Here is a 12,252-nt window from a genome sequence, read left to right on the forward strand (position 1 = left end):
ATGTTCTGAAACAATTCTATTTTCTACCTAACAAAAACTCAACGTAAGTATAGCATGAGTATTTTAATTAAGCAACCTTTATGTACATTTCTTTAATAATTAGAGATTATTTTTACGAACTTTCTTTTATTCAAAGAGCATTTATCCGCGTTTAATCTGTTTAAGATTAGTAACTATTTCTTGATCTAACGGTATAGCGATCAGAAACATCCATACTATTTTGACGAAACGCCTATAAAAATAGTGTAGGCGATTTTTAGTCACCAGACTAACTATTGTAAAACAAAAAAAGAAGCTAGTCCTAAGACTAACTTCTCAAACAATTTTAATTTTGAATTAAGCTTTGTTTACGTTTGCTGCTTGAGGTCCACGGTTTCCTTCTTCAACGTCGAAAGTTACTGTTTGTCCTTCTTCTAAAGATTTGAATCCGTCAGTTTGGATAGCTGAGAAATGTACGAATACATCGTCTGCTCCTTCACGTTCGATAAATCCAAAACCTTTTTCTGCGTTAAACCATTTTACTGTACCTTGTTCCATAATGAAATTCCTCCTCGTGCCTTGTAGCACATATAGTGATATTCTTGCTTGCGGTGCGAATTGGAATGTTCTGAAACAATTCTATTTTCTACCTAACAAAAACTCAACGTAAGTATAGCATGAGTATTTTAATTAAGCAACCATTATGTATAATCCCTTAAACAAATTGTATATTTTCAGCAGACTCCAATTTCTTTTAAGCTGATAAATTCCTGTTCCCCAATAATGATATGATCTAGCAGTTCAATTCCCATCAGTTCTCCACATTCGGACATCCTACGTGTAAACTGAATATCCGCTTCAGAAGGTTCAGGATTACCCGAAGGGTGATTGTGCCCTACAATTATCCTTGCTGCTGAATACCTCACAGCTCCCCTAAAAATCTCCCTTGGATGTGCAACTGACGAATTCAGCCCACCAATAAAAATCGTTTCTTTTTTTATGATTTCATTTTTGGTATTTAAATAAAGAACGACGACATTTTCTTGTTGCAATCCCTGCATTTCTACTAAAAGCATCTCGCCAGCTTTTGTGCTAGAAGTAATTTGACCGATTTTAATTTGTGAAGCTTGTGAAATGCGGACACCTATTTCAATAGCTGCTTTTAATTCGAGTGCTTTTACCTTCCCAATCCCAGAAATAGTCATCAATTCTTGGCTTGAAGCTGTTTTCAAATGATAAAGATCTTCAAAATGATTGAGCATTACCATAGCAAGTGTTACAACATTGGTTCCTTTTGTACCTGTCCTCAGCAATATAGCAAGCAATTCATGATTAGCAAGAGCTTTTTCACCATACAACTCTAACCTTTCTCTCGGCCTTGATTGACTGGGCACTTCATTAATCAGATGTGTACTTTTCATTGTCATAAAAAAATCCTCCTTTTTCACAATATTACTATCCGCGAAAAAGGAGAAGTCGATTTTATTTTTTATTTATTGATTTTGTTGTGCAATAAACATTTTTACAGCGCTTAAATCATCAAGAATCGCTACAGTTTTTTCTTTAGCTTCATCCGTCGGTTGTATTAGATCTGGGATCATAATAACCGGTATGTTGGCATCATAACTTGCGCGAATCCCATTAAGCGAATCCTCTAACACAAGCGTTTTTTCTTTAGGTATAGCCACTTTCTTCCATGCTTTTTCGTATATCTCAGGACTCGGCTTTGCACGTGAGACTTCATCTCCCCCAATAATAGCATCAAAATAGTGCGATAACTGTTCCTTTTCTAAAAATAAAGTGACCAGTGACTTGATGCTGCTTGAGGCAACAATTTTTTTGATTGAATTGCTTTCTAAATAATCCAACAATTCAAGTAACCCTTTTTTCTTGCGTAGCCCATTAATTTCAACATGTTCAAGTAAGGCTTTACCACTCTCATTAATCAGTGTTTCAGCTTGTTTAGTTTCATATTTCAAGTGGATTGCTTTGTGGAATTCTTCATCAGAAATCCCAATATACTTTTCGTGAAATTCCCATGTGTAGGTTAAATCATTCTTTTTTGCAACTGCTTTACTAGCTTCATAATAAAGAACTTCTGTATCGAACATCAGACCATCCATATCAAAAATTACAGCTTCAACTTTAGCCATTTTCTTACCCCCATAGTTTATTTAAGTTTTAATCATTCGTTTCATTTAGGTATTTCCTGACTTCAGAAATAAAATAGAGCGAACCCGTTACAAGCACGATACCAGTTTCATCCATCTCATTAAGCGAATCTACTAGCGCCTTTTGCCAGTGCTCTGTTACTGCTCCGTTCTTTAGCGCAACCTTACTTAACTCTTCTATTCCAGCTGCTCTAGGATAATCAAAACTCGTAAGAATCAGATGACTATTCGGTATTTCTTCTAGCTGATCTACCATTCCTTGAATATTTTTATCTCGCATAGTAGCCATAATAATATAAACCTCTTGTTGCGCAAAATTCTTTTTAATTGTTTCAATAAGTGTTTTCATTGCGTGTTCATTATGAGCGCCATCTAACACCAACAAGGGTTGTTCGTTTATTCTTTCGAATCTTCCAGGCCAAAAAGTATGTTTTAAACCACTAAGCAACTTTTCATGATTTATAGCTAATCCAGTTTCGTGACTATAAACTCGTAAAGTTTCAACAGCTACAGCAGCATTCTCCACTTGATGACGACCTAACATCTCTATTTGAATGGGGCTGAGACGGATAAAATCGTCTTCAAAGACAAACTGTTCTCCCCACGTCGGAAGAGTTTGCCATTTTGTAACAAAAAAATCCTGATTGTATTTTAGCAATGTGCTATCTTGTTCAGCAGCCTTATTTTCAATAACTGTCATTGCTTCTTTTCCTATCTTACCAATTACTACAGGAACAGTTGCTTTAATAATACCTGCTTTATTTCCTGCAATTTCAGACAATGTATCTCCAAGCAAATTCATGTGGTCTAATCCGATAGTTGTAATAACTGAAACGATTGGAGTGATAACATTTGTCGAGTCATACGTCCCTCCAATACCTACTTCTATCAAAACGACATCCGCATGGCCTTCACCAAAATAAAGCAGCATCATCATCGTAATAATTTCAAATTCACTTGGTTCACCAAGTATTGTTTTTTCCAGCTCTTTAGTTAATGGATAGACAATATTCGCTAAACGTAAAATTTCGGCGTCGGATAGAGGATCACCATTGACACTAATGCGCTCGTTAAATAGTTCAATATAAGGAGACGTATAGGTTCCAACTATTTGGCCATTAGCTTCCAGCATGCCTCTTAAAAAAGCCAACGTAGAACCTTTACCATTTGTTCCCGCAATATGGATTGATTTAAATTTTCTTTCCGGATGCCCTACTTGGCTTAACATCCATTCCATTCGTTTTAGTCCTGGTTTTTTGCCAAACGTTCTAGTAGTATGAATCCAGTTCAGTGCTTCTTCATAGGTAGCAAACATGATTTACCTCCACTTTTTCTATATTCTATCCTAACTAATTATAAACTACCCTAACGTCTTTTTCACTAGCTTACAATAAAAACGAACAAAAACTAACTGTATCCTAGTTTTTGCTCGTTTTTATATTTTATCGATTTTTAACGATTAAAGCTGGTTTTCTAATACTTTTATACGTTCGGTTACTGCAACTTGTTTTTCAAGATAATCAACGTGTTTAGCCTTTTCAGCTTCAACTACTGCATCAGGAGCACTTTCTACAAATCTTTTATTTGCTAGTTTCCCTTCAACTCGTTTAACTTCTTTACTCCACTTGTCTAATTCTTTATTCAGACGAGCGATTTCTTCTTCCAAATTAATCAATCCAGCTAACGGCAAGTATATCTCAGCACCTGTGATCACAGCTGACATTGCTGTTTCAGGAGCTTCTATTTCGCTTGAAATCGTCAAAGTCTCAGGATTACAGAATCTTTCGATATAAGATGTATTAGCTTTCAAGAATTGTTCAACGGTTTGATCATTTGTTTTGATTAAAAGTTCAATTTTTTTAGACAAAGGTGTATTTACTTCCGCACGACTATTACGAACGGAACGAATTAATTCCATCAATACATCCATACCTTTCGTTGCTGCTTCGTCAGATAATTCCGGATGTACGACTGGATATTCAGCTACTACCAATGATTCTCCTTCATGAGGAATATTTTCCCAAATCTCTTCTGTAACAAAAGGCATAATTGGGTGCAATAGACGTAACGTTTGATCCAATACATAAGCTAATATACTTCTAGTCATTTGCTTCGCAGTTTCATCTTCGCCAAACAATACTTCTTTACTCATTTCGATGTACCAATCACAAAAATCATCCCAGATAAAGTGGTACAAATGACGTCCAGCTTCACCAAATTCAAAGCGTTCAAATAAATCGGTTACTTTCTCAACTGTTTCATTTAACTTAGTTAAAATCCATCTATCCGCAACTGTTTTTTCACCAGTCAAATCAATTTGATCGACAGTAAAGTCTTCCATATTCATTAAAGCAAAACGGCTAGCATTCCAAATTTTATTGATGAAGTTCCAAGCAGCATCCATTTTGTCATAGCTGAAACGAACATCTTGCCCTGGAGCAGAACCGTTTGACAAGAACCAACGTAGTGCATCAGCTCCATATTTTTCAATAACATCCATAGGGTCGATTCCGTTTCCTAGGGATTTGCTCATTTTCCGACCTTCAGTATCACGAATAAGACCATGGATCAATACATTGTTGAACGGACGTTTTCCAGTAAATTCTAAACTTTGGAACATCATACGGCTAACCCAGAAGAAAATGATGTCGTATCCTGTTACAAGTGTATTTGTAGGGAAATAACGTTTGAAATCCTCAGATTCTTCATCTGGCCATCCCATTGTAGAAAAAGGCCATAGTGCTGAACTAAACCAAGTATCCAAAACATCCGGATCTTGCATCCAATTTTCACTATCTTCAGGAGCTTCCATTCCTACATATAATTCACCACTTGTTTTATGGTACCAAGCTGGAATACGGTGACCCCACCATAATTGACGTGAAATAACCCAATCATGAACATTTTCCATCCAACGCATATACGTGTTTTCGAAACGTTCTGGTACAAAGTTCACTTTATCTTCTGTACCTTGGCTTTCAATAGCCTCTTTAGCCAATGGAGCCATATTTACAAACCATTGTGTGGATAATCTCGGTTCTACTACAACACCAGTACGTTCTGAATGACCAACACTGTGTACCATTTTTTCAATTTTGATTAGTCGTCCTTCAGCTTCTAAATCTTTTATGACAGCTTTACGAGCTGCAAATCGATCCATCGTTTCATACTTACCAGCTAACTCATTCATTGAACCATCATCATTCATCACATTTATCTGTGGCAAATCATGACGTTTCCCAACTTCAAAGTCATTAGGATCATGAGCAGGAGTTATTTTCACTACACCTGTACCGAAATCCATCTCAACATACTCATCTGCAATGATAGGAATTTCACGATTCATCAATGGCAACATAACGGTCTTACCGACTAAGTGTTTGTAACGTTCATCTTCAGGATGTACCGCAATTGCTGTATCACCTAACATCGTTTCAGGTCGGGTCGTAGCAATTTCAACTACTCCACTTCCATCTGTTAAAGGATAACTCATATGGTAAAAAGCACCTTCAACATCTTTATGAATCACTTCGATATCAGATAAAGCCGTTTTAGCTTTTGGATCCCAGTTGATGATGTATTCTCCACGATAAATCAATTTTTTATTGTACATTGTAACAAATACTTTCCGTACCGCTTCAGATAATCCATCGTCTAACGTAAAACGTTCGCGGCTATAGTCAACTGAAATCCCAACTTTTGCCCACTGCTCGCGAATAACACTTGCATATTCTTCTTTCCAATCCCATACGGTATCAATAAATTTCTCGCGTCCAAGATCGTAACGTGAAATTCCATCCTCAGCAAGTTTCGCTTCCACTTTTGCTTGAGTTGCAATTCCAGCATGGTCCATTCCTGGCAACCATAATGTATCGTACCCTTGCATTCTTTTTTGTCTAACAATGATATCTTGCAGAGTTGTATCCCAAGCATGACCTAAATGCAGTTTACCAGTTACATTGGGAGGCGGAATAACCACAGAATAAGGTTCTTTCGTCTTATCCCCACTTGGTTTAAACAAGCCTTTTTCTACCCATTTATCATAACGACCAGCTTCTACTTCATTCGGTTGATATTTAGTAGACATTTTCAATTCGTCTGTCATTTTATCTCTCCTTTATACTTTCACTTAATCAATCTGAAAAACAAAAAAAGCATCCATCCTAATAATAAATTATTATTAGGACGAATGCTGTTCATTCGCGGTACCACCTATATTGCACACTTTTGTTATCTTCAAAAGTATACCTCTTAGTTCCATTTTTAACGGATCGTTACTCCGAACAAAGTTACTTTACTTTCACCTTGCCAGCTCCCAAGCTACCTTCATTTTACTGTGACTAAGAACTCTCAGCATCTGTTCTATTCTCTCAAAGCCAGCAAATAAAATTACTCCTCTTGTTCATTGCCTTTTATTTTTATATAGTAGCATTAAAAAAGCTATATTTCAATATGCTTCTTACTGTTTTATCAGCGCGCAGCTCTTGCCGCTTTGATAGCTTGATCATAATCGGGCTCGCTAGACATCTCTGAAACAATTTCTTGATAAGTAATTTCGCCTTTAGGGTTGATTACGAACACTGAACGAGCTAACTTTTCTAGCTCTTCCATTACTAAACCATACGCTTCGCCAAATTCTAAATTGCTGTCGTGCAACATTTCCATTGAAATATCTTTTCCAGCACACCAATCAGCTTGTTCTTCTTTGGAATTATTAGAAATCGTAATTAGTTGGACACCCTCTAATTCACTCGCAATTTTATTAAATTCTTTTGCTTGCAACGCACATACTCGCGTATCGATATCTGGTACCACACTGATTAATACCACTTTACCAGCAAAGTCACTTAACTTAATTTGTTCATCTGTTAAATTTCCTGCTTCAAAATCAGGTGCTTTATTGCCAACTTTTGGTTGTACCCCTTTTAATTTATACGGTGTACCTTTTCTCGTTATCTCCATACGAACACTCCCTATTCTATAACTTCTCTTAGAATAGTATACGAAGAATCCTTTTTTAAAGCAATATTCCAGCATAAAATAACGAATCTAATCCGTTCTGCTTTTTCACTTTTTTTCAGCTGTAATCCTAGTCTTCTTCAACTAAGTTAGCCGGGTAAAGAGCTTCATTTTGGTAAACCATGGTAAAAATTTCGCTAGAAAAATCAATATACTTCATTTGAATGTTAACGGGCACTTTTATTCTTCCTGGTGCAAAGTTTAAAATAGAAGTAATACCTGCATCAATCAGTTGTTCCACTACTTCTTGAGATACCTCACTAGGTACAGCACAAATAGCTGTACAAATTTGTTCACTTATAATAAAATCCTTCATTTGTTCCATTGGTAAAATTTGGATACCTGAAATTTCTTTCCCAAATTGACTTGAATCATTATCAAAAGCACCTTTGATGATGATATTTCTTTCTTTTTTAAAGTTATTTCTTAATATCGCTTGTCCAAGGTTTCCAGCTCCGACAAGTACAACATTAATGATATTATTCACATTTAACAATTCACGAAAAACTTCTGTTACATAAACAACTTCATAACCATATCCACTTCTGCCTAATTCACCAAAATGCGAAAAATCACGTCGGATCGTCGCAGAAGGAATTTGTGTCATCTGACTTAATTCTTTTGATTTAACACGCTCTACACCCGCTTCATTCAATTTTTTTAAAGACCGATAATAAATAGGTAGCCTATGAGCCGTTGCATTTGGAATTTGGTGTATCTTGGGATTTAGTTCCACATTTTCTCCTCCTGACATTCAATTTCTTAATTATCATATCATCTTTTAGCGATTAACTCAATATAATTGTGATGTTAATCACAATTATATTGAACAAAAAAAGAAGATGACCCTTATTAGCCATCTTCATAGTAAAACGTACTCTACTACTGATTAATCATTATTTTGAAATACTATCTCGCCACCTATGACGGTCTTTGAAACTTCTATGTCACATAAAAATTCGGTTTTCACTTTAAAAGGGTTCTGTTTTAAAATAGTAAAATCACTTAGATAACCTGATTTTATTTTCCCTCTAGAATTTTTTTTATATCCAGCCGCAGCACTTCCTGTGGTATAGAGAGACAGAGCTTCAAATACTGATAATTCCTCTTCTGGAAAATACCTTTTGGTACTTTCTGTTCCTCTTACAGTTCTTGTAACAGCTGCGTGTATGCCATAAAAAGGATTAGGTATTTCAACTGGAGCATCACTTCCTCCAGCAATAGGAAACCCAGCATCTTTTATACTCTTCCAAGCAAAAACTAATGGCGGATGATTTTCACCTAAAACATCAAGCGCCCAAGGCAAATCACTGCTCATAAATTGCGGCTGTAAATCAAAAATCAACGGCAAATCTTTTGCTTCCTTTAGCAGTTCTTTATTCAACCAAGGTGTATGAATCATACGATCGAGTTGGCCAATTAGCGGCGGATACTCACGAAGTGTTTCTATTACTTTTTTAAACGCATGATCTCCCAATATGTGGATAGCTACCGGTAACTCAGCTTTGCGTGCAGCTTTTATTAAAGAAACAAAAACTTCATCTGTTTGAACTTTTAGACCATAATTAGTGCTCCGAGCATAAGGCCGACTCATTAATGCTGTTTGAGATCCAACAGTTCCATCATAAAATATTTTCATAGCACCTAATTCTATAAAAGGATTGCCATCTAGAAAACTTTCCTCGGAATGATTATATGCTTTCAGTTCCTCATGATGAATTAGTAAATGAACCCGAAAAGCTTTTTCTTTCTCTTCAATGACATCGTGAAACGTCTTCAACGTTCCTTCAAAGCCGTTAAAATAATGCAAGTCTTCAGAATGACCACCCGTTACTCCCTTTGCCCATAAATCTTCAATTGCTAATGTTAAGTATTCCTCTTGCTCTTTTGGTGTTGCCATTGGAAAAGCGTTTATAGCTAAATTTGTAGCCTCATCTTTTAAAACCCCAGTGACTTTACCTTCTTGATCTAATTGGATCTCTCCACCACCATTATAGATCTGCCCATCTTTGATTCCAATTTTATTGATCAACGGCGTGTTGATCACAACATTATGATAATCAATTCTACGAACCAATAGGGGGTGATTTGTTGAGATAGCATCTAAGTCTATTTTGGTTATAGGTGTTGAGTCATCTTGCCATTCATTTTCATTGTAACCTTCCACGAATAACCATTCATTAGGCGATAACCGCTGAACGGCTTCTCGTATCTTAGCCATGCTTTCTGTTTTACTTTTCAATTGATTTAAATTTAAACGAGCAAGACTCAAGCCATACCACAACAAATGTAAATGGCTGTCTACAAAACCAGGAAAAACTATTTCTCCATTTAAATCAATCTCTTCAGTCAAATGTTTAACAAAGTTTTTTTTCAACTCTGCTTCCTCGCCAACAGCTACTATTTTCTCATTATCAGTGATCACAGCTGAAACGGTTTCTCCTTCGTTTTCCATTGTATAAAAAAGACCATTTTTCCATAACTTCACTTTACATCCTCCTGTCTCAATTCACCTTTTAAGAATAACCACTCAAACATCATGTTACATCTGATAAATTAATGCTAGTAAAGCTACAAAAAAAGGACTAAGCACATACGATGCATTCAGTCCTTTTTCAGCGTTTTAGCTGATTTTTATAGCAAACTTGAAAAATCAGCTTTTTGTTGTGCTTCTAATGTGTCTCCAACAGTAATTTTTGTAATCACTAAGCCATTCATTGCTCTTTCTATTAACCCTTCAACATCAAGTCTAGATTCATACTTACGTGCTTTTTCTAATTTAGGTTGCGTTTTAGGTGATGGCGGTGCAAAAATTGTACAACAATCTTCAAATGGTTGAATCGATAGCTCAAACGTATCTATTTTTTGAGCAATTTCAATAATTTCATTTTTATCCATCGAAATAATTGGTCGAATAACGGGAGTAGCCGTCACATCGTTAATGGCTATCATACTATGCAACGTCTGTGAAGCAACTTGTCCTAGTGATTCTCCATTAATGATTGCTAAGCCTTTCCGTTCTTCACGAATACGATCAGTCAATCTCATCATTAACCTTCTCGTAACTGTCATTAAGTAACCTTCTGGAACGATTTTTTTGATTTCTTCTTGAATTTCAGTAAACGGTACTTCAATAAATTGAACACTCCCTGAAAAAGCAGCTAACTTAGCAGCAAGATCTTTTGCTTTTTGAAGAGCACGTGGACTTGTATAGGGCGGGCTATGAAAATGAACAGCTTCAATATCTACACCGCGTTTCATAGTTAAATAACCGGCGACTGGTGAATCAATTCCGCCAGATAACATCAGCATTCCCCTGCCACTTGATCCGACAGGTAAACCTCCTGCTCCTAAAATGGTTCTGCTTGAAAGAAAGAAACCTTCATTACGAATTTCTACTCGCAAGGTAATATCTGGTTTCTTCATTTGAACTTTTATGCCTTCAATTTTACTGAAAATTTCAGCTCCAAGCAGTTGGTTCATATCATTTGTGTCTAGCTCATAATCATGATCTGAACGTCTAGTAGCGATTTTGAATGTTTTTCCTTCTGTATATAATTCTTTTATCATTTCAACAGCAACTTTTTTTACAAGTTCGAGATCTCTTTCTATGCGTCTAACTGGAGAGTATGTTTGAATGCCAAAAATAGATTCTAATCTTTCCAGAACAGCATCACTGTCTGAACCATTTAATTCTAAATGCATCCGGTCGCGTTCTCCGTGGACTTTCAATGCTTCAAAATCATGCAAAGCAAACTTTACATTATGAGCCAATTGTTTGATAAAAATTTTCTTATTCTTTCCTTTTGTTGATAGTTCGCCATAGCGTATCATTACTTCATCGTATTGCATGTGCTAGTTACTTCCCCTCTGTTAATTCTCTGATCTATTTGATATCTTTAAATTGTTGATACAAATGATCAAATTCTTCCATAAAAATCTTTGCTTCTTCTAATTTATTTGTATCTGTTAAACTAATACGCACAGCACTTGTGGCTATTTTTTCAGGTACATTCATTGCTACTAATGTACTGGAAGTTGTCCCATTACGGCTAGAACACGCACTTGTTGTCGAAATATAAATTTCTTTTTTTTCAAAAGCATGAACCATAACTTCTCCTCTGATTCCTTTTAAAGCGAAACATAAAATATGAGGAGCACCTTCCTTTTGTGAAAAAATTGAAACTTTTTTATATCCTGCTAATTTTTCCGTTAGATAGGTTTTTATTTCTTTTTGACTCTTTTGTTTTTCTTCTGTTTTTTCAAGTACCAAACGTAAAGCCTTAGCCATCGCTGCTGCTCCGGCTACATTTTCTGTACCACTCCGTCTGCCAGATTCTTGCCCACCTCCATTTAAGAGTGGAGCGATTTTTTTACCTTTTTTGATATACATAAAGCCCATCCCTTTAGGACCATGAAATTTATGCGCAGAAAAAGTCGCTAAGTCGATTCTAGATTCGCTGCCTAATAAAAAAGGAATTTTCCCAATTGCTTGTACAGCATCCACATGAAAATGGACTCTTGGGTAATTTTTTAACACTTCCTCAATCTCTCCAATAGGTTGAATGCTTCCAACTTCATTATTCACAGCCATTATTGAAACCAGAATAGTGTCCGATCTTAAAGCTTCTTTCAAATCAGAAACGGCTACTCTACCGCTATGATCAACGGGTAATATCGTCACATCAAATCCCAACATCTTCAACTGACCAACTGATTCTTTGACCGCTGGGTGCTCAACAGATGTCGTGATAATATGTCTTCCAAATTGTCGTTTTTCAATTGCCGTTCCTTTAATAGCCCAATTATCCCCTTCCGTTCCACCACTTGTAAAATAGATTTCTTCAGGTAAAACGTGGAGTAAATCAGCTATTTGCTTTCTAGATTGTTGAAGTAAACCGTCAGCATAGTCACCTAATTGGTGTAAACTGGAAGGATTGCCATTAATGGTTTGGCTTACCTTTTCAAAGGTCTGTAGAACATCTTTATCTATACTAGTTGTTGCGCTATTATCGAAATAAATCATTTTATTGTCACACTTTCTCTTAGGTTATTCCGCACTCAAAAATTCTTTACTTATTAT

General features: G+C 36.1%; 10 protein-coding genes and 1 other annotated feature. All 10 genes read right to left on the reverse strand.

Going from position 1 to position 12,252, the window contains the following annotated elements:
- Window positions 1-336 precede the first annotated feature (336 nt).
- Window positions 337-537 (reverse strand): cold-shock protein, encoded by a 201-nt coding sequence (locus CAT7_RS09275; RefSeq protein WP_007724821.1) that lies wholly within the window; start codon window positions 535-537, stop codon window positions 337-339.
- Window positions 538-713: 176 nt separating this feature from the next.
- Window positions 714-1,406: a RadC family protein gene (radC, locus tag CAT7_RS09280; RefSeq protein ID WP_007724824.1), complete on the reverse strand. Its 693-nt coding sequence runs from the start codon at window positions 1,404-1,406 to the stop codon at window positions 714-716.
- A 66-nt stretch (window positions 1,407-1,472) separates the two neighbouring features.
- A complete protein-coding gene (locus CAT7_RS09285; RefSeq protein WP_007724826.1) occupies window positions 1,473-2,132 on the reverse strand; it encodes an HAD family hydrolase in 660 nt (219 codons plus the stop codon).
- 28 nt (window positions 2,133-2,160) lie between these two features.
- Entirely contained in the window at window positions 2,161-3,465 is a 1,305-nt protein-coding gene (locus CAT7_RS09290; protein ID WP_007724827.1) for a bifunctional folylpolyglutamate synthase/dihydrofolate synthase, read from the reverse strand.
- 144 nt (window positions 3,466-3,609) lie between these two features.
- Window positions 3,610-6,255, reverse strand: a complete 2,646-nt coding sequence (locus CAT7_RS09295) for a valine--tRNA ligase (RefSeq protein WP_035019589.1) — start codon at window positions 6,253-6,255, stop codon at window positions 3,610-3,612.
- 73 nt (window positions 6,256-6,328) lie between these two features.
- Window positions 6,329-6,565: a binding site (T-box leader), on the reverse strand.
- Window positions 6,566-6,620: 55 nt separating this feature from the next.
- Window positions 6,621-7,112, reverse strand: coding sequence for a thiol peroxidase (tpx, locus tag CAT7_RS09300; protein ID WP_007724829.1), 492 nt, complete (start codon window positions 7,110-7,112; stop codon window positions 6,621-6,623).
- Window positions 7,113-7,239: 127 nt separating this feature from the next.
- Window positions 7,240-7,905 (reverse strand): redox-sensing transcriptional repressor Rex, encoded by a 666-nt coding sequence (locus tag CAT7_RS09305; protein WP_007724830.1) that lies wholly within the window; start codon window positions 7,903-7,905, stop codon window positions 7,240-7,242.
- Between the two features lie 153 nt (window positions 7,906-8,058).
- The gene (locus CAT7_RS09310; protein WP_007724831.1) at window positions 8,059-9,657 is read right to left on the reverse strand and encodes an amidohydrolase; all 1,599 of its coding nucleotides are present in this window, start codon (window positions 9,655-9,657) and stop codon (window positions 8,059-8,061) included.
- 146 nt (window positions 9,658-9,803) lie between these two features.
- A complete protein-coding gene (gene thiI / locus CAT7_RS09315) occupies window positions 9,804-11,021 on the reverse strand; it encodes a tRNA uracil 4-sulfurtransferase ThiI (RefSeq protein ID WP_007724832.1) in 1,218 nt (405 codons plus the stop codon).
- Between the two features lie 34 nt (window positions 11,022-11,055).
- Window positions 11,056-12,195, reverse strand: a complete 1,140-nt coding sequence (locus CAT7_RS09320; protein ID WP_007724833.1) for a cysteine desulfurase family protein — start codon at window positions 12,193-12,195, stop codon at window positions 11,056-11,058.
- Window positions 12,196-12,252 lie beyond the last annotated feature (57 nt).

The organism is Carnobacterium sp. AT7, assembly GCF_000171855.1.
Taxonomy (GTDB): Bacteria; Bacillota; Bacilli; order Lactobacillales; family Carnobacteriaceae; genus Carnobacterium_B; species Carnobacterium_B jeotgali.